Source organism: Stieleria maiorica (assembly GCF_008035925.1).
Classification (GTDB): domain Bacteria; phylum Planctomycetota; class Planctomycetia; order Pirellulales; family Pirellulaceae; genus Stieleria; species Stieleria maiorica.
In genome coordinates this window covers 409,988-434,706 of record NZ_CP036264.1, presented here as the reverse complement: position 1 = coordinate 434,706, position 24,719 = coordinate 409,988, and the positions used below count along the sequence as shown (strand labels likewise).

The following is a 24,719-nucleotide window of genomic DNA, read 5'->3' as shown; positions in this document are numbered from 1 at the left end:
CCCCTGTTTTTTGAAATATCCATGCCGCTAACCATAGCCAACTGGGGTATAACGATTGACACTGGAAACGGTCGCTTGCACAGTTCCAACCGTGGTTCGTATGGCTCCCTCCGCCATCAGGTAGGTCCCGGTCGTTTTGATTCCTGGATGCGGCGGGGAAGAGGTTCGCACGTAGCCATCAACGCCGGCGATCCCAACCTCCTCCTGAAGCCAGATCGGTTCGAACACGCCGGCATCATTGGGGAGTTCGAACAGCCGATAGTAGAAGACCGGTGTTCCAGGATCGACACCCGCCGGGGTGGGAAACATTAGCTGGGCGGGAACCGCAAGATCGTCGCCTCCCAGTTGCAATTCAAACGCCGCTACGAAATCCAGCCATTCGGGAACGGCCAGGCTGAGGTTCGCTTCCTCGACTTTGGTTGCGGAGATAGTCACATCGTCAGACAATGAGTTTGGCGCGACTTGAACGGTCAGCCCGTCCTGAAACACGACTCCGCCGTCGGTTCCAATCAGGGCAGGACCTGGCACCGGCTCCTGCGTTGTGACGGCGACGCGAAACTCGGACGGCCCGTTGAGCGCGATGATTGTGGCTTGTCCCGGTCCGGTCGCGGTGATCAAGCCATTGTCTGAAACGGCCGCTACTCGATTGTCCGACGAAACATAGATCGTTCCCTCGGAAGCCGCGGTCAGATTCAGTTGTTCGTTTACCGTTACGCTTAGCGGTCGAACACCGCTTGTCGTCGGCAGCGAGACGGATTCAGGAAACACGTCGATACCGACAAGACGTAGCATGCCAGTGGTCTCATCGCCGGAACCTGACACCACGGTGGTTGCATCGCTTAACGCTCCCCGGTTCGCAACGATGACCGACGTCCCATTGCCACGGGCTACGAGCCTTCCACTGGAATCGAGTTCGATCATTGAAGAATCAGTGAGCGAAAGCGTGACATAGTCGGGGGGCAAACGGACGGACTCTTGATCTTCGAATGTCCCAACGATTTCAATCTCCGCAGATTCCCCCAGTTCCAGCGACAATTGCCGCGTGACCAGTTGCAGTTCGACCAATGCCGCGCTGCTGACATCGATCGAGAACTCATGTGCTGATGCGTTGAATCCGTCGCTCGTTGTAATCGACAGGTTTCCGGTGCCGATAAATCCGTCATTCGGTTGGAATAGGACGGATCGCCGATCTTTTGTCAGACGCGCGGATCCGCCGCCAACCGCGTCAATTCTCAGAAAGATCGGATCGAATTCCTGGTCTGAAAGAATTGATTTCAACGGGACCGAAAGTCGAAGATCCTCGTGGGTCCTGATTGAGGCATCGACCGCCTGTGGAGGGCGGTTCGCCTGGAACGAAAAGTTTGCAGATAGGAGGCTTAGATCTGCCGCATCGACACGATCGTTCCTGTTCAAGTCGTACTCGGGGTGATAGCTGGACTCGCCGAGTTGGCTTCCCAACGCGGTGGAGACCAGTTGCTCGTCGGTACCATCGACTTTGCCGTCGAAATTGACATCACCAACCACAGACAACGCGACGGTGTACCGTCCGTCGGTGAGGTCGCCGGTGCCGTCGACCGTCAATTGTTGAAGCCCCGCCGTTGAAATCGGGAAAACGGCATAACTTGACCCTGGGCCGTCGTGCCGAAGGACGGATGACGCTCCGGCAACTTCTCCGGAGGGTGACCAAGTGACTGATTGCGATTCGATTTCAACCCCGATGAGCACCGTGCCCAATCGGGTGGTTCCCAACTCAGACGGTCTCAATGCAAACGCCCACTGGTCGCTGACATTTGGATTCAACGTCCCTGATAATCCTTGCGACGCGAAGCGGAAGGCAGTGCCGAGATTTCCCGCAAGAGGTGTGGTTGTTGTTGGTCCATTGTATGCGATGAGATCACCATCACTCGGCGTGACCACGAGACTGAGTCGTCGGCCGGATGATTCGGCATATCCGTACTGCGTCGCGGTTTGTAATTCACTGTCGACGACGGAAGTCAATCGGTTCCCGAGATCGTATCCGTAGTCAAGTCTTTTGGACGGCGAGATCACGGACGCGATGTGCCCATTCTCGTTTCCTACCAACGTGATGCGTTCGCCGGAGGACATCAGGATTCCTGATTCGGAGAGAATCAACGACTGCCCCGTCGGCAAAATCATTCTCGTTGCCCGGCCAGCCGGATCGAGTTGATAACGAATCCCGTCCGCCGTAGACAACTCAAAGCTGTTTTTGCCAGGAGATTGCGAAGTCGGATTGTAGGGACGCCCGGAAACGTATTCGTAATAGCGATTCCCCGCGCGAAGCAATAACGCGTCCTTCGATTCAAGCGTGTTGTCGCCCGAATCGCTCCGCCATTGCGGTCGAAAGAGGTTGAGATGCTCAAATTGAAGTGGCTCCGGGTCGAACCAAAAACGCGTCCGCTCTCCGTTTGGAAGTGTCAAATAGAGACGGGTCGTCGTTGTGTAGGGCGTGACGATCCCTGTGCTTCCTGAGCCGGCCGCGTCGACATTCGTCTCGATCATGAAGTCATGGTCGGTCCACCGCCAGCCACCTCCGAAACTGCTCTCTGCAAGGTGATTGAGCGAATCGTACTGTCGCGTCAGGGTGATCGTCTGCCCTGAAAACTCAAATGACAAGTCAACCTCGCTGCGGACATGGCGACGTTTGTCGGCGCTGTTGACTTCGATCGAGACAACGGATGTGGAAGTCCGGCCATCGTAGTCGACCGCGGTCAAACGAAGCAGATAGAATCCGTTGGCGAATTCGCCAGGATCGATAGTCGCAATTGGTGTATTCGCAATCGCATCGATGCCACCAGCGATCTCGATGGCCGGCCCATCGACGCGATGAAGCAATTCCAAGACCCATTCGTCGAGGTTCTCGTCTAACACGGTTGCACGAATGGGAGTTGGATTGTCGATCACTAACCCCTCTGCATGCCCGTCGAATGACACCGAGGGAGGTTGGTTATCAACCCCACTCTTCACTCGAATCTGCTGTTGCTGGACTGAAACGGTTCCCGCCACATCAACCGCAGTTGCGACCACATTGAATTTGCCCGGTCGATCCGGGACGAATCGGCCGCGTCCTCGCTCGTCGAGTTCCAGGGAAACTCCATCGACCATGATCTCAAGTTGTTCGATCGTGAGAAAGCTGTCCACCAGCGCGGTCACGAACACTTGTTGTCCGGGAACTGAGGGAAAACTCGGAGTGATTTCGATCGAGACACTCGGTTCGCTAGGCTCGTAGGCGGCGCGTAGGATGGCAGATCGTTGAACGACCGCACTCCCGTCATCGACCGAGTAGACGACCACGCGGTCACCGAGATCAGCCGGCTTTGGAGTCCAGGTGACAGTTCCCGAGGTTGTATCGAGAGCGGCGCCAAACGGCAGTCCGATGGCGTCGAAAGTCAGTTGGGCATCCGAATCCGGATCCAACGCCTCGATCACGAACTGAAGCGGTTGCCCCACGATTGCTTCCTGATTCCCGACGTCAATCGAGGGGGCGAGATTGACATCGACGACCGAGAGAACCAATTCCACCGTGTCGGAACCGCCGGAATCGTCACTGGCAGTGACGTCGATGACGTATGTCCCCGCTTGCTCAAAGTTGGGCTGCCACGCGAATTCGCCCGAAGCGGTGTCCAGTGCGGCGCCTGCTGGCAAGTTTGCGGCACTCAGTCGAATCGCATCGCCATCAATGTCATCCGCATTGAGCGTCAATTCGATCCTTTCACCTTCAAAGATGGTTTCCATCTGAGGTGGTGTAAGGATGGGAGCCTGATTGTTGTTGTGGACCACCAACTCAACCGATGCGGAAGCAACGGCATTGCCGTCTGATACCGAGAAAACCACATCGGGATACCGGCCGGCTTGGAAAAGATTGGGCGTCCAAGAAACCTGACCCGTCGCCGCATTGAGTTTGGCACCCGGCGGCAGTCCTTGAGCCGAAAATGTCACCGTGTCACCGTCGGGATCCGAGGCCGTCAGCTGAAGCGACCAGTCCTCGAGTTCGTGAAGCTGAAGGCCGCTCGGAGGATCCAGCGAGGGAGACTGGTTCGATTCCCTGACAAGCAGCCGAATCGTTTCTTCGGCAGAGAAGAGGTTGGCAGGATTGCCGTTCCCGCTGTCCTGGACGGTCACCGTCACCGGGTGAATACCGATGTCGTCGCCACCGGTTGTCCAAAGGAAAATCGCCTGGCCGTAGCTTGACGTTGGGACCAAAGTGGCTCCCTGAGGAAGTCCAGCCGTTGAAAACGTCAGTCCGTCTTCGTCCAGATCTGTGACGTTGACGGAAAACTGAACTGTTTCACCAGCGATGACCACTTTATCACCGATGGGTGAGAGCACCGGTGGCTCGTTTGTTGAATTTACGGTCACCACGAAGGTTTGAAAATCAACATGACTTTTGCTCGGATCTCCGTCTCCATCGTCTTCGGCTCGCACGGTGATTGGATAATTGCCGCGATCGTTGATCCCAGGTGTGAAGGTGAAGGTCCCGCGACCGTCGTTTCCCGCAGCAAAACTCACGAAGTCCGGTAGCGGATATCCAGGTAGACCACTCGCAGACAAAGTAATCGGATTAAAGTCCAAGTCCGTGGCGCGGATCGCCAGTGTGAGCGTTTCATCGCGATCGAGTTGTACGTTGTTAATTGGCTCAATTACCGGAGGGCGGTTTGCATTGAGGACCGTGACGGTGTACTCCGCGGCAGCCGATTGCCCCGTGTCAACTCCATCGCCGTCGTCGCTGGCTCGGACCGTAAAGCGGTAAAATCCCGATTCGTTGAATCCGGTCTGCCAATAAAACTCTGCCGATGTCGGATCGAACTGAGATCCGGGCGGAAGGTTTGTGGCCGCGTAAGTGACGGTGGATGCGTCGCCATCGAGTAATTCGAGCGAACCGTCGGAAGCAGGCAGGGGTCCGATGTAGCCTGGATTATCGGGGTCGAACGCGGTCGTACGAAACCGAATGTCCTGGCCTTCTTGAATGACGAAGTCCCGAGCCCCACCAAAGTAGGGCGCTGCATTGGCGTTCGAAACCGAGACGAGGACAGACTCTTGTGTCCAATGCAAGCCGTCGCTGACTTCGAATACAACGTCATAGTCTCCGGCCTGGAAAAACTCCGGTACCCACGAAAAGATCCCAGTCTCTGGATCCAGCACCGCGCCTGGTGGCAGTGAGTTGCTTCGAAACGCCAGACGCTCGCCCTCGGGATCAAACGCGTCAACGTGATACCTTATGGTCTCGCCCTCTCGTCCGGGCAGACGTTCGGGTAACAATAACTGTGGGGGTTGGTTGAGTGGTTCGACCACGATGGTGGTGGTCGACTTGGAAATGGAAAGGCCGTCGTCGGCAAAGATACTGACCGAGGGGTAGATGCCGGCATCGTTTAAGCCCGGTGTCCAAACGATCGCTTTGATCTGGTCATCGTAAACGGCTCCTGGTGGTAGCTCGGATGCCCACACGAAAATCGGATCCGCGTTGTCATCGCTGACCAGGATCGGAATCGTCAACGCTTGGCCTTCGCTCACCGTGTACGAATCGAGTAGCCCTTCGATGACCGGAGGTTGGTTGACGCCAGAAACGTTGATGATGAATTTTTGGGTGGCATATGCGTTCCTCGTATCGTAGGCGTGAATCTCCACCACCACCGATTCTTTGGATCCGGCGTCGGGCTGCCAAGTCACCAAACCGGAATTGTCGTCGATCTGCATGCCTGACGGCCCCTTCGCCAACAAGTAACGCAGATGCGATCCATCTGGATCGTTCGCTTGCGCCGTATATTGATACATCGTCCCCACATCGGCCTGGGTGTTGGGGGTCGATGCGAAAACGGGCTTTTGGTTGTTACTCGGAAGAGAGTAGATCCCGTATTCAAACAATACCCGTTGGATCTCACTGTTTTGCACCGAGACTGTTTTGGCTATCGTGGTTTCGCCGGGGGACAGAAATCCGCCAGCGACACTGTCGCTCAGGTCGAGCAACCAGACATCGTTGTTTTGATCGAATATCGTTGCCGTAGGCACACCGCTAAAACCCGAAATGGGGTCCAGGACCAGATAGAGTGGAACGGCAACATCATTAATCGATGAGTTTGTGAGTGTCACGTCGATGGAAACTGTTTCTGCACCTCGGTGAGATCGCGATGCGTCAAATTCGATGTCAAGAAACTGAGAGAAGTCAGAGATGGCGAGAAAAGACGTCGCATATTCCTCCGCCAATAGAATTCCGCTGGCACTTTCAACCGTGTTGAACACCACAAAGTCATATTGCCCAGGCTCAAAACTAGAGAACGAAATAGCGACCGTGTTTGTCACCTCGTCGTATTGGATTTCTTCGATTTCAAGCGAGCCGGACACACCCGAGGTCAAGAGATAATTGTAGGGGTTTAGCACCGATCCCGAATCGGTCGCCGACTCGGTATTCATACGCTGATCGAAAGTCACCATGATCTGAAATTGCGGCAGCGCGACGACGGCGTCTTGAGGTGGGTTGGTGAAGGCGACTTTGGGGGCGACGAGGGGTTGGAGGACGTCGACTTGGTTGGTTTGGCTGATCAACAGTCGGCCGTCGGCGGTGGCTTTGACGATGTCGCCGCGGGTGCCTCCGGTGGCGACTGGGGTTTGTTGCCGTGTGGCGAGGTCGACCATGATGAGCTCGCCGCCGGCGCCTCGCTTGCCGCTGTTGCTGCTGATGAACAGCAAGCCTTCCAGGTCGGTTCCGGGGACGCCGAAGGTCAAACTGTCGATCGGGATTTCGAAATCCAGGATCGGTTCCGGCGTTCCGTCGTCGGCGAAACGTACGACCGTCTCACGGCTGGGCCATGTCGCTCCCCAAAGCACGCCCTCGGGATCGAATGTCAGATTGCCAACACGCAAATTGCTGAACGGAGTGAAGGTCTCGTCGACCGGATCAAAGCGGGCAATGCCGCGAGCGGTGGAGACAAACACGTCACCGCTGGTCGGGTCGACCGCCAGTGATTGCGTGACCCCTTCACCAAATTCTCGCTCGATCGCCCCGGTTTCCCCGTTAAGTAGCAACAGCGGTCCGCCACCGGTTGCCGCCCACAATCCACCATTGGTATCGAACTGGAGATCGAAAATGGGATGGGACAACTCGGTGACTGCGTTGCCGACGCTGCCGCCTTCGATCGACACCTCGTACAAGAAATTGCGTCCGACGCCGCCACTGATCAGCGTCGTCCCGTCGTCTCGAACCGCGATTGCCATCGGCCCGATTCCCGCTTCGCTGGTCGGGATGCCGCTGGCGAATTGGCGAGCGGCGAAGGGATGCAACACGCTCGCGAACTCGGACGTATTTCCGGCAGATGGGACTGCCGACTGAGCGGCAAGAAACAGTTCGTTGGTCGACGGCGTCTCGACCGGTTCGGGCGCCGGTGGCAGCGGCGCGCTGGTTCGATCAAAACGATTGGTCGTGCCCAGATTCACTTGCGAACCGTCAGCCGGCACCGCGGTCCCCAAGCGAGGCGATTCCTGATTACCCGCATTGTCGGTCGCAAGCGCAAGGAACTCGTAGGTGCTGCCGGGAGTCCCCACATAAATACCACTCGATTCGGTGGACTGACGTTGCCAGATCTCGAAATCGCCGCCGTCTTTGGCAACGTAAACCGTGACGTGCTTGACACCCGATCCATCGGTTTCATCATTTGCATTCCAATCAACTTGGAATCGACTGCCGTCGGCGCCGATCGGAGTCGTCGAGAGAGTGGTTAGCGGAGCGGCGACGTCGACGCGATGCGAGGTCGCGTTGGTCTGCATCGGTGGTGCGTTGTTCAAGATGACACGTGCCGAGGCAGTGACCTCATTGTCGACGTCCAGATCCGCGGCGGGATTGACTTCGTAAGTGACAAAACCCGCGCCGCGTCCACGTGCATCGTTTGGCGGCAATAAGCCGATGTCGCCGTCTCGCACCAATTCACCGGTGGCCGGATCGATCGCTTGCAGTCTCCAGCTTGCGATCCGTGTTCCCAAGTCGACGCCGGCCGTGACACGGAGCACAAAGCCCTTGCTTTCGGTAAAGTCGAAATCGCCTTGAAACGTTGCCCGGTCGTCGGGAATGTGTACTTGAACATCGCCGAGCTTCAAATCACCGAGGCGGAACGACTGGATATCGACATCTTCATCCAGTTCCGTGATCACACGCAGATCGTTCGTTGCCGAAGATGCGGATGCATCGTTCTGAAATTGGATGGTGTAGGGCAACGGCGCCGTCGCGGGAACAAATTGTTGTTCGCCAAAACCAAAGGGGCCGATCAAGGTCGCACCCGGCGTTTCGGCACCCGTCCCCTCTAAGAAGCGGGCAAAGTTCGGCGGAGAGAGTTCGGCGCCGGGAGGAACGTCGAGTGCCGCCGATCCCAGCTTGTTCGAAAAAGGAACGTAGATATTGAAGGATTGAAAGTGCGTCTGCCGACTTTGATTCAAGTCAAATGCGGCCGGATCCACTTCGTTGGCATACGTCGCCTCGGGATTGGAGGTTTCCGCGAGTCCCGCATCGTCACCGTACCAGCGACGGATGTGATCGAAGAATTCGAGCAGACTGCCAGCGGTCTGAATTTCTTCGCCGACGGGGCCGGCGAGGACACCGGTCGACAACACGGCCGCAAGACTGATCACCTTCGGGTTTTCGCGCACCGGCGGCACATCATCTTCGGGACGCAGTAAACCGCCTTCTTCGAGTGCGGCAAGATAAGCGTCAGCCCAGGTATCACGGTCGGCCGCCAGAACACGCAGCGCGGGCGAGGCATCGGGATCGTCCAAAACGGCATCGCGAAGCGCCAGTGACTCCTGGGTTTGCAATGCGATGAACTCGTCGCGATCCACTGCGGTGGCCGACGCTCGGATGTGAAACTGGAACGCGATCAAAATCGGGTCGATCGTATCCATGAACGAACCGGCATACTCGGCGTAGGCTTCGCTCAGTTGCGGAAACAATTCATCAAGCTTCTGTTGATCGCTGACGAGCGTGCTGAGCATTTCGTAGAACCGATCCATTGCGGCAAGAAACTCATTTTCTTCTTGATCAATCAGCTCTTGCAGGCCGGGATAGGTGTGGACGTTAAATGTCAGTCCTGCGAAATCGCCCACCGTAAGATCCGGAATCACTCCGGCGGCGGTGATCTGGCCAATCGCGTCGGTCTGAAAGCTGTCGTCCTGGGGTGTCGTGATCGCTGAATCCAGGCTCGCCCACGGCACGTCATCCAACGCTTCGCCATCGGGTCGACCACGCAAGTTCGATGTGAACGCGGCGTAACGGAAATCAAACAGATCGGGATTGGTGCCGAGTTCAGGAACGCCAATCGTGAAATACACGTAGGGAGTGTCGACGTTGCTGCGGTTGTCGACGGAGAAGCTGTAGGTGCCCACTTCGCCGGGATTGAGAACTCGTGGTCCTCCCAGTCCGACCGACACGTCGTGCTCGATCGCGCGTTCGATCAGATATCGGTACGGCAAGGAAGCTTCTTCGCCGTCGGGGTTGATGACCTTGACATCGTACAGACCACGGGGGGCATCGCGCAAATCAAACGTCGCGAGGATCCGAGTGCTGTCGAGGACTTTGTAGTCGACCGGTTCGAATTCACCGAACCGCGGTCGAACCAGTTTCGGAATCGCGTTCTCGTCGAACTTTGCGCCGTGAATCGTGGTCGTCACCCAACGCGAATCACCACCGACATCGGTGTTCACATCCGTCACTTGGAACGGAAGCAACTCCGCGGTGAGTGTGACCGGCGTGTCATCGGCGGGCTGGGAATAACCCCGCACCAAGACGAAGTAGGATCCGGGTTCGGTGGTCGCGATGGTCGCGCTCTGATCGGCAGCCAATTGACCGGAGTAGGCTGCGTCGTAGGCGATGCCATTGGGAACATCACGAAAGCGAATGAAGATTTCGTTGGCTGCATCTTTAGCGTCGGACTCAATCGAAACACGCAAGGTCTCGCCGGCACCGACTTGGACTTCGTACAAACGCACCTGGCCGGTGCTGAGCGTGGTTGCCAGCGGGACTCCGGGCGTCAATGCATCGACGGAAAGCTCGATGGTTCCGGGAGACGCGGTTTGATTGTTGAGTTCGTTTTCAGCTTCGAAGACATCATCGAAAATATCCGTCCGCGTGATGACGCGGTATTGCCCAGGTTTCGCCGGCGGCAACGTGGCGGTCAGCGTGGAGGTGTAGGTCTCACCGACGGCCATCGAAAAGCGGGTTGCGTTGTTTTCGACGATTCCCGGAAACGCAGTTCGCCCCAGTGGGATGTCACCAATGTCCCAGATCGCATCCTCGGAAAGATACAACGCGTCCGACCATGGACCGGTTGCCGGTTCGGGGCCATGATTGGTGACCGACCAAGTGATCTGGACGTCTTCGCCCGATTTTCCAGTTTGCGGAATGCTGATCGAATCGACTTGCAGGTCCGCCGGCGGAGGAAGCTCAATCACGGTCGGCGGCTTGCCGGCGAACCAGTTGTTGAATTCCTTGTCCAACTCAAACACGTTGCCATCGGGGAAACGGTTATTGAGAATTGGGTCAGTGATGACGATCACGTAGTAAGGACCTTGCAGATCCCGCGGGGCGCGAACGGATTGCGTCGCCGTATAGGATTGCCCCGTCGTTAATCCACCCGAATGAGATCCCGATCCGAGGTACAGATCCGTCTTTCTGTCCAGGAATGGGTCGCGAGAGAGATAAACTAAATCGGTCCAACTGGCCTGGTTCGGCGGCGTGTCTCCTGCGCCAAGGTTGCTGACGGTGTATTGGACGTCGAAGGACTTTCCGGCGAGCAGACGCGGCGGCACCGCGACGGATGTCACCTGCAGGTCCGGCGGGTCTGTCAGTTCGATCGGCAAGAATGCCTTGGCCGTGTTATCAGCCTCGCCGTCGAATTCCAGCACGACTGCCATCGGAGTGTCGCCGCAGCTGACGATGTCGTTGCGGAAGATCGCCAAGCAATCTGTTGCCGAAGAGCCGCCGGCCCTGAACTCAATACCGCTTCCGTCGACTTTGGGGAAGCGTGCACGGGTGAACTTTGAGTCGACGTCGACGATCAGATAGAAGTCGCCGTCGATCCCTTGAGGTAGGCGCACATCGAGCGACCGACTGTAGGTTTCACCGACACCGAGCACCTTTCCGTTGGCACCGAAGCCGTCTCTTGAACCTAATAACCAGTCAGACGAGTCCAATGATTCATCGCGGGAAAGAAAGACGCGATCCGGCCACGCGGTCTCAGCAAGATCCGTGCCGGGGCGCGAGTAGGTAGCGGCCGTGCCGATGTTCTGCACGGTCCAATTAACGGTGATGGATTGACTGGATTCAGCGGTGCCCGAGGGGACGGTCAACGAGGTGATGCTTAGATCTGGTTCCGAATAGGAGACTTCGATGGCGCGAGAATCTCGGTTGTTGAATTCATTGGCGGCGAACCCACCGTTTTGCAATCGCCCACCTTCGTACACTGCACCGCGTCCCCATCCGTTCGTTCCCGCATAAAACGCTTCACTGGAACCGTTGTCCATTGATGGGACGACCGGTTCGTGGGGGCGTGGATCCGGAATCGGCAGTGCATCCGTCCAGACATACACGTAATATTCGCCATCGGCACCGCGAGGCATGCGGATTTGCGTTGACTCGGTGTAGCTTTCCCCGGTTCCCAGCGGGGTGTCACTGCGATGGATTTGTTTTCGAACCAGCGTCGACTCGCTGAGTTGGAACTCGGGAAACCGTGACAGGTACACATAATCGGTCCAGTACGTGGTGCCGGACCAGACGGGCGCACCGACGTTGGTCACCGTCCAACTGAGATCGACGTATTCGCCCGATTCGCTCGACGCTGGCAAGTCGATGTTGGTAATCTGCAAGTCGGCGGCGGCCCGGCTGATCTCGATCTCGGTCGATCGCTCGTTGTTGTCTTCGAACAGGCCTTCATAGATGCCGGGGGATCTGGTGTCGGTCTCGACAATGACGTGGTTGCCAAAGATTTCCGGTGTCAAATCAAAGACGGCTTCCGCGCTGTAATGTTGGTCTGCATCCAACCGACCCTGATGAGTGAACGTCCCAAGGCTCCACGTTCGGGCGTCAGGATGCCGCCGATCGGCATGCGTCGAAACATAGACCGAGTCGTACCAGGTATCCCCTTGAGTTGCGGTATCGCCTTGGTTTCGTACCGTCCACTCGACGGCGAGGGCCGTACCGGCGACAACGTTTGCCGGTGCAACGACGCTGTCGACGACCAAATCCGCAGGTGGTATCGGCAGCACCGTGATCGACCGCGACTTGTAGTTGTTGCTATCCAGTTCGTTCGGGTCATCGGGATTCGCATTGATGTCTCGGGTGTCTTCGATCACGACGTCGTAGGCATCCGACCAAACAGTGATTTGCCATTGGCCGGCATTAAAATCGCGGCCATCGATTCTCGGCAGGGTCACCCGATGAGTCGCCTGGTAGTCTTCGCCGATGGCCAGTGATCCGGAGTGCGAGAACGTGCCCAACAAAATATCGTCGGTCCGAACGTCTGGACGGTTTCGATCAACGGTCAGCCAGATCGTGTCATTCCAGGAGTCGACGTTTGTCTCGCCAAGTCCGAGGTTGGTGACGGTGTAGGAAACGTCGATCGTCGTTCCTTCAAAGACTTCGTCAGGGGCGACGACGCCGGAGGTGACCAGGTCGGCCGGGGGAAGTGCTTCGGCGAAGAACGAATGCGTGGCAACGTTATTGTCTTCATCCGGGTATTCTTCGATCGAATCGTCGATGTCCGTTTGCACCAACACAAACACATCGCCGCGGAACCGCCCCGGGACAACGTACGGATCGATCGAAACCTGATAGGATTCATTGGGAGCCAAAGCGGCAGCATTGCCAAAGGTGCCCAGTTCGATGTCGTCGCTGGTGATCCGATTGTCGAGCGACAGGTAAACCCGATCTTTCCAGCGTCCCTTCGTCGTCTCCGTTCCGCGGTTGGTCACGATGTAGGTGGCCGCGATGGTTCCACCCGCCGGAACGTTCGTCGGCGCAATGATATCGGTGACTTGAAGATCCGGACGTGGAGGGTGACTGACGACGATGATTCCATCGTCTTCGCTGACGTTGTTGTCGGCGGCATCCGCGTGTTCATACAGTGCGTCGGTAAAGTTCGAATGCACGACGACCTGGAACGCACCCTCCAGTTCGGCGGCAATCGAAAACTGTTCGGCGCGGGTGTAGGACAAACCGGGGTCGAGCGACAGCGAGGTTTCGAAAATGCCCAAGCTGATGAGATTCGCATCGGGATCGCCCACGGGCTTGAGCGACACTCGGTCACTCCAACGCCCATCGGCCGCTGCGCTACCGGTGTTGCGGACCGTCCACTCGACATCGATCTTCGTACCCGACTTGGCTTCGGGCGGTGCGGTGATCGACTCGACAACCAGATCGGGCGAGGGCGCAACGGTGACGTCGGTCGCATCGGAGATCAAACCGTTGTTGCCGCCGAAACGATGTTCGAAAACACTGGAAAACGTTCCGGTGGAAACGACGACATAGAACGTGCCTTCCAGTCCATTGGGCAACGCAATCTGGCTGGTCCGCCGATAGCTCTGATCAACATCCAGCACGCCAAAGTGGCTGCTGCTTACGGCGATGCTTCGATCCCCGGAAACCAGATCGAATGCATGCAACAGGTCCGTCCCGTCGGGTTTACGCGCAAGCCGAATGATGTCGCTCCAACTCGCCACGTCGGTTGCGGCGATGCCCTGGTTGGCCACTTCCCAGCTGACCTCGAGCGGTCCGCCGCTGGATGCTTGCGGCGGCACCGTGATCGAAGAAACGACCAGGTCGGCGTACGGCGCCGGTGTGATGTCGACCTGTCCCGCAGCGCGGGCGTTGTTGTTGGCTGTTTTGCCGTCTTCGAACACGTCTCCCTGCGAGTCCGACTGAACAAAGACGTTGAACAGTCCGGACATCCCTAACGGCAGCGTCAGGTCGACCGAAGCATCGTAGCTGTCGCCGTTGGCCAACGCCGTCTCGCGTTCGAATTGCCCGACGACGCGATCGTCGTCGTTTCCAAAGATTTCGTCAGGCGACAGGATGATCGAATCCACCCAGCGGTCGGCGTTCGTCGGGGCGTCGCCGCTGTTGGTCACCGTCCAACTGACGGTCATCGACGCGGGGTCACCGATCACCATGGTGGGATTGGCCACGTTGCTGGCCACCAGATCCGCGTGCGGCGGAACGGTCAGCGTGATCGGGCTGGCGGCTAGGTTGTTCTCTTCTGCACCCAGTTCGTAGATTTCGTCGTCCGCGTCAGTGCTCAACACCAAGAAATAATTGCCGCTCAATTCGATCGGAATGGCAACTTCTGCTTGAGAGTTCAGCGTTCTTCCCGGTTGCCAGATTTCCGTCTCCAGTCGCTCGGCGAGCAGCACGTCACCCGTGTCGACTCGATCATCCTGCGACAGGTACAGACGCGTCGCGAACCCGCTGAGCGTCGCCGTCGACCCGATTTGGCTTTCGATCCAATCAATCGTCAGCGTGCTTCCGGCGACGACTTCCGCGGGCGGATCGACAAGATCTCCGGTCAGGTCGGGATGGCCGACCGTGATCGTTTGTGGCAGCACAAATTCATTGTTGGTTTCCCCATCACGCTCGAACAAGTCGTCGTTTCGGTCGAGTGTAAAGACGAGCCGATATTGGCCGTCGGCGACATCGGGGATCACGATGGTGCTTTCGACCGTGCGATTCTGATTGACGTCCAACGCCATGTCTTGGATCACGCTGGCGATCGGGATGCCACCGGCCACGGTTCCGTCGGTCGAGAGGTAGACCTGGTCGGTCCAGTCGGCCGCGGCGATTGCGGTGCCAAGGTTTTCGACCGTCCAGCGAAGCACGACCTGCTGACCGGGCTGGATCGAATCGCTGCTGGTCGACGCCGATGCAAAACGCAGGTCGGGTGTCGGAGCGGGGCTGATCGCAATCGCTGACGTCGCAATGTTGTTTGCTTCATCAAGTTCGATCACAGCGCCGGCGGCATCGGTTGCGACGATCAAAAACAGGTCGCCGGTCGCATCCTGCGGTATCGTGACGTCGATCTGTGCGTCGTAGCGCGAGCTGAAGGCGAGATCATCGGTACGACTCAATTGACCGAGCAGCGTGTCGGCGGCATCGAGCACCTGGTCGGAGGACAAGAAAACTTGATCGGTCCACGACGCTTCGGCGAACGCTTGCCCGATGTTGTTGACGCGCCACGCGACGGAGATCACATCACCGGTTTGGGCCGAACCGACGGCGGTGACCGAATCGACGTCCAGGTCGGGCCGGGGCTGTGCGTCGACAAAGGCCTGATTGTTCTCCTCGTCGCACTCGGCGATCGTGCCGGTGCCCGTCCCGTCGTCGTCGGCGACGACGTACAGCTGGGTGAAGCTGCTGGGGACCGAAATGGTGACATCTTCGAATTCCCCGGGATCGAGGCGCCGAGTCGTGTTGACGGTGCCGAGCAGGGTTCCGTCGGCACTCGGGTCTCCGTCGTAGAATGCGACCGGAACACCGGCTTCGGTGTGCACTTGCCCGCCGTTGCCGACTCTCGCGACAACATTAACCGATGCCCCGGCCGGGTTGGTTCGAATGTAAGAAGCCGTCAGGTCCGGTGCGGGCTGTTGTTCTTGTGCAAGGACACTGATTTCGAACCAGCTCACCCACGAGGCCGACGACGTCGTGTGGACCTGGACATACCGGCCGGGGATCGTTTCATCAAACTCGATGTGAAAGGATTGGCCGCTGGTCGTCACGGAGGTCAACCGCTTGGCCAAGACGGCACCGGCACGGTTGCTCCCGATCGGTGTGTCGGAGACCCAAATCTCGTGCGTCGTCGTCGCCGTTTGGGGTAATTGTGAGGGCAAGAGTTCGATGCGCGACAGCGGGAAGGTGCCTCCCAAATCGGCCTCGATCCATTCAGGCGGATGTGAGCCGGCATTCCACCCTGTACTGGTATTGCGATCGAACGCGTTGGCCGGGACGCTTGCTTGGTAGACACCGCTGGCGGTCAGTGCACTGCCGTCTAGATTGCTGGACACGTCGATCAGCTGTCCACCGACAAAACACTCATGACGCGCGTAATTGTTCAGCTCGTCGATTTCCGTGACGACGTCCGCGGAATCGACGACGCCCCAGATCACGTTGTCGACAAACAGAACGCTTCCCGACAGCGCGACAGAGAGCGAACGGCTTGCACCGCTGGCCAGCGACTCGGTGACCGTGGTCGTTCCGAGAATAGCGTCGACCGCCGGGTTGAACGATCCGTTTCGATCCGTGTCCTCAAAAAACGCGACTTCGATCGGTCCCGGGACATCGGTCGGGCCTGCGTTCGTGACCGTTGCGGAAACGGTCCCGCCGACGGTCAGTGTTTGTGAGTCGTACACCAATCCACTGGTGTCGACGTCGATCAACGCTAAGTCATAGGTTTGAGTGTTCAGATTGATCGCTGGCAGCGGATCGAGCTGAATTCCGTCGTACAGCGGATCCGAGCTGGTCGTTGCGGTGAAGGTGATTTGGTAGGGCACGTCACCATCGTCCAGCAAATCATCGAGTCCGGTGACGGTGAACGTCTGCGGCTGATCCCAATTGGTCGGCGTGAAGGTGTAGGTCGGCGGTGTGACCGTCGCCTCGGATGAATCGTTGGATTCAACGGTCAGCGTGACATTTTCGGTGGGCTCGCTGTCGAGGACGACGGTAAAGCTGGCTGTGGCGCCGGATTCGCTGGTCTGCAAGTTGGTCGGCGCGGCGACGGTGATGCCGGCGGTGTCGTCGTCGGCATTGGTCAGGTCGAAAGTTTGACTCGCCACCGCGGCGTAGGCCGTGTCGGCGGATGACTCAATCGCGACGGTCACCTGATACGGAATGTCGCCGTCGTCCACATCGTCGGGCTGTCCGGCGATGGTGACGGCGCGTGCCACGTTCCAGTCCTCAGGCGTGAACGTGATCAAACTCGGAGACGGTGCGCCTTCGCCGGAATCATTGGAATTGACCGATACGATCACGTTGGCCGTCGGCTCGCTCTCTAACGCGATCGTCAGTTCGCTCGTTCCGCCTGCTTCGCTGGTTTGATTCGTTGTGGGCGAGCTGACAACCAGTCCGGCTTGGTCATCATCGACGTTGACCACATTGACGTCCGACGGATCCAGGCCGCTGTACAGCGGGTCGTCACTGATGATCGGAGCGGTGAGGATCGAATAGGGTTTGTCACCGTCGTCGACATCGTCATCCAAGCCGGTAATGGTGACCGTTTGTGGCACGTTCCAGTTGTTCTCGTCAAAGGTGACCGAAGAGGCATCCAAGCTGCCTTCACCGGGATCGCTGGGCTGTAGGTTGATCGTGACCGGTGCGGCCGGAATGTCTTCCAACTGGATCGTGAAGGTCGCCGTGCCGCCCGCTTCGGTGGTGGTCAGTCCGGTCAACGGCTCGATTTTGATCCCGGCCACGACACTGGCCAGTGAATAGGTGTTGTCGGTTCGGACCGGCACGAGGGCACGATTGTTGTCGATGACCAGGCCGTTGAAAGCCGAAAAGCCTCCCGTTTGAATTCCAAAACTGGTGATCAGTTCAAAGACGTCGCCGCGACTGGGCAGGAACGTACTGGCAACATCCACGTTGAGCGTGCCGTCCAACGTCACGGAATTGAAGACGCCCAGGCGATCATATTGAGTACCGAATTCGGTACCCGCGACGTCGAACGACAGACTGCCGCCGGAAGTTTGGGTGTAGTTTCCTCGGATCGTCAGTATCCCCGGCCCATCGAATCCCGGCATGACATCACCGCCGGAGTTGACCGTATCGGACCAGACGATTCCGTTGCCTTCGAGCGTTCCGCCTTGAAGCAGGAACTGATTTGACGGGTCGATCCAGCCGCCTTCGGCGACGCCCGTTTCGCCGCCGGTTTGGATAAAGTCACCGGTGACGGAGAACGTGCTGCCAAACCCCACATCGACGATCCCCGCGTTGGTGAAGTCCGCCGGAACCGTGATATCGACACCGTCGGCGATCGCAAACGTCCCGTCAACTTCGTTCAAACGAAAACCACGCAGGGCGTCATTGCCACCGGTGTCGCGGATCGCGGCGCCGGGAGCGATCAATTCGATCGTCGCTGCGTTGGACTGGATGTCGGCACCGGGAAACCGCAGCTCGCCGGCGATGATGTAGCGACCACCTGCAAAGCGGTTGTTGGCAAAGTTTGAAAAACTACTCGCAATATCCAGCCGACCCTCGAACACCTCCACGATGCCTTCGTTTTCGAACGGAATGAAGACACTGGAACCATCGACTCCGATCTGCTGCAGCGTCCCCGCGTTGGTGACCAGCCCTGCTGCCATCCCGCTTTGACCATCTTGTCGGAAAGAGAGAGTGGCTCGGTTGTTCAGCGTCAGCGTTCCCCCGGGCATGTTGGCCAGCACGCCGGTGCCGGTTGCCGTCCCATCGCTGAGCACATTGATGGTGCCGGTGACCGCGAGCGCGCCATAGTTCTCAAACGTTCGGTACAGACCGTTCTGGTAAAACGCTGTGTTGGCCGATGCGGTCGCGCCGCTGGCGAGAATCGTCTTTCCCGATCCACGCATCGCCCCCCGCGGCCAATCCAGTCGATCCGTGATCGTCACATCGCCGCTGCCGGTCAGCGTGCCACTGAGGTGCAATCGCTCCAGCGTCTGGTCCTCGTTGATCGAAACCACGCCTTGGATGCTGAGGACTCCATCGCCGATGAGATCGAAACCGGGAACAAGATTCAGGGTTCCGCCCGTCAGGGCCAAGGGATCATTGAACGTCAGGTGATCGATGGTGACGGTTCCCTGGGCGGACAGTCCACTACCGACGACCGTGGTGTCGATCAGGTTGGGGCTGCTGACCAAACCCAGGCTGCCTTCGACGATTTCAATCGTGCCGCCGTCATTGTCAAACGGAATGGAGACACTGGAACCATCGACTCCGATCTGCTGCAGCGTCCCCGCGTTGGTGACCAGCCCTGCTGCCATCCCGCTTTGACCATCTTGTCGGAAAGAGAGGGTGGCTCGGTTGTTCAGCGTCAGCGTTCCCCCGGGCATGTTGGCCAGCACGCCGGTGCCGGTTGCCGTCCCATCGCTGAGCACATTGATGGTGCCGGTGACCGCGAGCGCGCCATAGTTCTCAAACGTTCGGTACAGACCGTTCTGGTAAAACGCTGTGTTGGCCGATGCGGTCGCGCCGCTGGCGAGAATCGTCTTTCCCGATCCACGCATTGCCCCCCGCGGCCAATCCAGTCGATCCGTGATCGTCACGTCGCCGCTGCCGGTCAGCGTGCCGCTGATTTCTAATCGAGTTAAGAGTGCCCCACCCGAAACACTGAGACTGCTTTGCGAAACGGCAACATTCTCCTCCGCATACAGACTGTTGATCGTGATTGACTGCGTCACTGCGACCGTGATGTCTCCCGATTGATCGGGGATCAGGACATCGGCGGTTGCGTCGGGCACCGCGTCGCCGAGCCAGTTGAGCGGGTCGTGCCAGCTGGTTCCATCTCCGCCGCCGTCCCAGACAAAGTTCGCGGTGTCGTCGTCGATGTTCCGAAGCGTGATCGTTTGGTCGGAAGCGGATTGATAGTCCGCGTCGGCGGTGGCGGCGATGCTGAGTGTGATCGCGTAGTCGGTGTCACCGTCGTCGACCGAATCGTCTTGACCGGTCACCGTGACCGTTTGTGGCGTGTTAAAGTTCTCCGGTGTGAACACGAGTTGCTCGACCGACACCTGGCCTTCGCGGGTGAGGTTGGATCGGACGTCGACGATCACCTCGGCGGTCGGTCGGCTGCCAAGCGAGACGGAAAACTCAGTCGTGCCGCCGGTTTCGGTGGTCTCGGTGGACGATGACGGGGTGATGATGATTTGAGTTTCGTCGTCATCCTGGTTGACAAGCGAAACGTCGACCGGATCAAAGTCTTTAAAGTTCAGGTCGTCACTGACCGCCGCACTGGTGACGATTCGGTACCCGATGTTCCCGTCGTCATCGAAGTCGTCGACCCCGGTCACCGTGACCGACTTGGACGCCCAGTCGGTAGGTGTGAAAGTGACCGAGTCGACGCTGACCGTTCCTTCGCTCGGGTCGCTGGTGGAGATCCCGACCGTGACATCGGCGGTGGGTTGCTGGTCCAAGGTCACCGAAAACGTGACACTGCCGCCGGCTTCGGTGGTCGCCAGGTTTTCGAACGGCTCGACACTGATGCTGACGAAATCGGCGTCCAGGAAGTAGCCGTCGCCCGTATTGTTGGGGACCAACAGTCGGTTCGGGGCATAGTCCAGTCCCGTGAATGTCGCGAAATCGCCGGATCGTGAAAACAACGGGTAATCGAGAATCTCGAACGAATCTGCGGCACCGGGCGCATATCCGTCCGCCACCGAAACGCTCAGCGTGCCATCGAGGCTCACTTCATCGGCTCGAACGAAACCGAACTGATCCGGCGGCGGGCCATTGAGCGCGATTTGCAGTGTCCCTGCGTTCCCTTGCTCGAACCGTCCCAGCACGACCAAGCCACCGCCGAGCGGCTGGACAACGCCGACGCGATTGCTGATGTTACCCAGGAGGGTCCCGTCACCGCGAAGACTGCCGCCATCCAGGAAAAATGTCCCGGTCAGCATCTCCGCGCCGTTCGTGATTTCGGTCAATCCATCGGTCTGGACAAGGTCGGTAAAGAAACCGGTCGCGAACGCGCTCAAGCCATCTAGCCGGAACAGACCACGATTCTCCAACGCCCCATTGATAAACAGGCCCGTTTCGTCCAGGAGTTGAAGCTCGCCATCGGTCTCGATGGTGCTCAGCGACACCAAAGAATTGTTGCCGCTACCGTCGAAGATTCTTCCGTTGCCGTGTTGCTCGATCGACGACGCGAGATTGGTAATGCCTTGGTTCGGAAAGACGAACCTATTGTGTATCACGTAGTTTCCACCAGCGAGTCGTCCATCGGTGTAGTTGGACGGTGCTTCGCTAAGCGAGAGATCTTGCGACTGGACCAGGATCGTTCCGTCGTTGGTGATCGGTCCCGAAATGTGACGGGCGCCGCGTGTTCCGCTGCCTTCTCCTGCCTGGGACGTGATCGTCCCGGTGGCAAGATTGAGTAACATCCCGCCACTGATCGACAGCGTCGTGTTGGCAGCGTCGCTGTTGCCGCTGGGACCTTCACCCAGCTCGATCGTTCCCGCGTTGGTGAGCCCATTTGGAAAGTCAACTGAAAGCGTCTTGTTGATCGCGGCGGTGGTGTTGGTTGCGTTGACACTGGGTTTGATCGCCAGAGTGCCCGTAGCCGCATTGGTGAAGCTGCCGGCAAAGGTGCGGGTGACTTCCGGAGTCGTGCTTGACGCGTGATGGCGAACAACCTCGATCAAACCTTCATTGACCAGGACCGAACTGGCAGGGAATTCCGCATTGTCAAACCGGAGATTGCCTTGAAGAGTCCCTCCCCCCAGTGCAGCGCCGCCGTCAAGCAACAAGAATCCATCCCCGATCAACGCTCCGCTGAGCGGATTGAACGTGCCGCCGTCGACCCTGGCGATCACGCCCACCGGAGTTTCCATCGTCCCTTCGTTGTTGAACGTGGATCCGTTAACCATCAGGCTGCCACCGAAGGTATTGACGATGGAGTTTTGATTGACGAGGGTGTCGCCGGTGCCTTGGTGCTTCAAATCGTGGGAAATGAAGATCGTCCCCAGGTTCATCGTGTCGCCGTCAATGACACGGGGATGCAAACTACCACTGCCCTCGCCACGTGCGGAGAGGATCACGCCGGTCGACTCGTTGAGGAGTGTTCCGCCGCTGATTCGCAGGACGGTGATCGCGGAGTCAATGCTGGCGCTGTTGCCTTCGCTCAGCTCAATCCTTCCGGCGTTGGTCAATCCGTTTTGAAAATCGACCGTGTAGGTTTTGGTGATCGCCGCAGTTGTATTGACCGCGTTTACGTTCGGCATCAGCCGCAGCGTTCCGGTCGCGGCATTGGTAAATGTCCCGGCGATGGTTCGTGTGACGTCAACACTCGATGAGAAACTGAAATGCTCGTGAAAGGTCAGCACCCCCGCGTTGGTCACACTGGTTCCGGCGGGCATACCGGCATCGTAGAATTCGACATCGCCGGTGATCGTCCCGTTGCCAAGTTCCGCACCGCCGCGCAATTCAAACGTCCCCGATCCGGTGATCTGGCCGGTCCCGGGATTGAATCGCGAACCGCTCGACACCACGATCGAAGTCCCGGGATTGGTTTTCAGGTCGCCGTTATCAGAAAGCGTGGCATCGGTCAGGATCAAATCACGATCGACCGCTTCGATCGTCCCCTGGTTGTCGATCGTTCCGGAGATCGCGCGTGAACCGATCGTTCCGGCCCCGTCGCCGAGGATCGTTTCGATCACACCCGTTGGCCGATTGTCCAACACGCCTCCGCTGATTCGGACGAGCGTGTTGGCGGAGTCGCTTGAATCGCTCGCACCCTCACCTAACCGGATCGCTCCCGCGTTCGTCAGGCCGTTCTGAAAATCGACCGTCAGCGTCTTACTGATCGGCGCCGTTGTATTGGTCGCGCCGACGCTGGGCTTGAATTCCAATGTCCCCGTCGATGCGTTGGTAAAGGTGCCCGCCATCACTCTGGTCGCTTCGGACGACGAGCTGAATGGGTGGTGGCGGACAAATTCGATCATTCCTTCGTTGACAAACACCGAACTTTCGGGGAATTCCGCATCGTCATAACGCAGATTTCCTTTCAGAGTGCCGCTACCCAGTACTGCTGCATCGTCCAACAGCAAGAATCCGTCACCGGTTAACTCGCCCGTCAGCGGGTTGAACATGCCCCCGCGGACTTCCGCGACGATGTCCGTGGGAGTCTCCAGCGTGCCTTCGTTGTTGAGCGTCGACCCCGCGACGATCAACCTTCCCGTCGCAGTGTTTTGGATCGTCTGCCGATTGTCCAACATCGCTCCGACGCCACGATGCACGAGATCTTCGGAAAGCGATAGCATTCCCGAATTGCTCAGATTTCCATCAATTTCTCGAGGGCGGACGCTTCCATTGCCGCCGCCAAGGAGAGACGCGATCACCCCGGTCGACTCGTTGAGGAGTGTTCCGTCACTGATTCGCAGGACGGTGATCGCGGAGTCAACGTTGGCGCTGTTGCCTTCGCTCAGCTCAATCCTTCCGGCATTGGTTAATCCGTTTCGGAAATCGACCGTGTAGGTTTTGGTGATCGCCGCAGTTGTATTGACCGCGTTGACGCTTGGCATCAGCCGCAGCATTCCGGTCGCGGCATTGGTGAATGTCCCGGCGATGGTTCGTGTGACGTCAGCACTCGATGAGAAACTGAAATGCTCGTGAAAGGTCAGCACCCCCGCGTTGGTCACACTGGTTCCGGCGGGCATACCGGCATCGTAGAATTCGACATCGCCGGTGATCGTCCCGTCGCCCAGCTCCGCACCGCCGCGCAATTCAAGCGTACCCGATCCGGTGATCTGGCCGGTCCCGGGATTGAATCGCGAACCGCTCGACACCACGATCGAAGTCCCGGGATTGGTTTTCAGCTCGCCGTTATCAGAAAGCGTGGCATCGGTCAGGATCAAATCACGATCGACCGCTTCGATCGTTCCCTGGTTGTTGATCGTTCCGGAGATCGTGCGTGAACCGATCGATCCGGCCCCGTCGCCGATCACCGATTCGATCACACCGCTCGCCTGGTTTAGCAGTGTTCCACCACTGATGCGAAGCTCGGTGTTGGCGGCGTCCTTTGAAGACCCCACACCCTCGCTCAGCCGGATCGTCCCCGCGTTGGTCAAACCGTTCTGGAAATCCGCCGTGAACGTTTGGGTAATTGCAGCGGTGGTGTTGGTCGCATTGACGCCAGGGAAGAGCGTCATCAGCCCTCCGGGGCGATTGATGAAAGCTCCGGACAGTGTCACCGATTCGGGCGGCTGAGAGCTGGAGAACACGTCGTATGACAGGTCGAACTGGCCGCTGTTGTCGACTTGGCCCCGGATACTTGCCGGTGCAATGACATCGACGGTCGATCCCGATGCAACCACGAGCGGTCCGGCGGTCAGCTCCAACGTCGACGAATCGATCGCCAAGGTTTGGGTTCCGACGGCGTTTCCGATCGCGATCGATGCCACGGAAACGTCCGAATCGATGATGACTTCGTAGTCACCAGCCAGGTTGATGCGCACATCGTCGTTGACGCCGGGCAGTTGATCGGTGCTCCAGTTGATCGGGTCAGACCACAACAGACCATCGCCTCCGCCGTCCCAATCGACCTGTGCCAGCATTCGGCGGTCTTCGAGCAGTTCCAGGCGGAGCTGCTTGCGAGACAAACGCAAACGTTGTTTTCGTCGCTTGCGGTTTTGTCTTCGAGGCCGGTTGATCGTGTTCTTCACGTTCTTCACGGTGTCACCTTGTCCAATGGATCACCAAAAAAGTCATGCCCGATCTCCAGCCGCGTTGGGACATCGGGTCGTCAGAAGCCGCAGCGACACGGCCGGGAGTAGAGGCCGGCAGCTGGCGAAAAGACGCCGCAGTTTGCGGCTGTAGAAGGCACTGCCAGGGCGGGCGGGATCGGAGGGGCGGTTCATGCTGCAATCTTGCATTGGTCGTCTGGCCTTTTGCCCCGAGGCCGATTGTACTTCCGGTCACCCGCCGTGGGGGAATCGGAAAACACACTACAATGGATGTGTCCTGTGATCCTTCACCCGTGCCACGCGTTGCGAGCACG

The 24,719-nt window shown here is 58.3% G+C and carries 1 protein-coding gene; it reads right to left on the bottom strand.

The window, feature by feature from the left end; genetic code table 11:
* Positions 1-27: 27 nt before the first annotated feature.
* Positions 28-24,393, bottom strand: coding sequence for a CARDB domain-containing protein (locus tag Mal15_RS01315; protein ID WP_147866091.1), 24,366 nt, complete (start codon positions 24,391-24,393; stop codon positions 28-30).
* Positions 24,394-24,719: the final 326 nt, after the last annotated feature.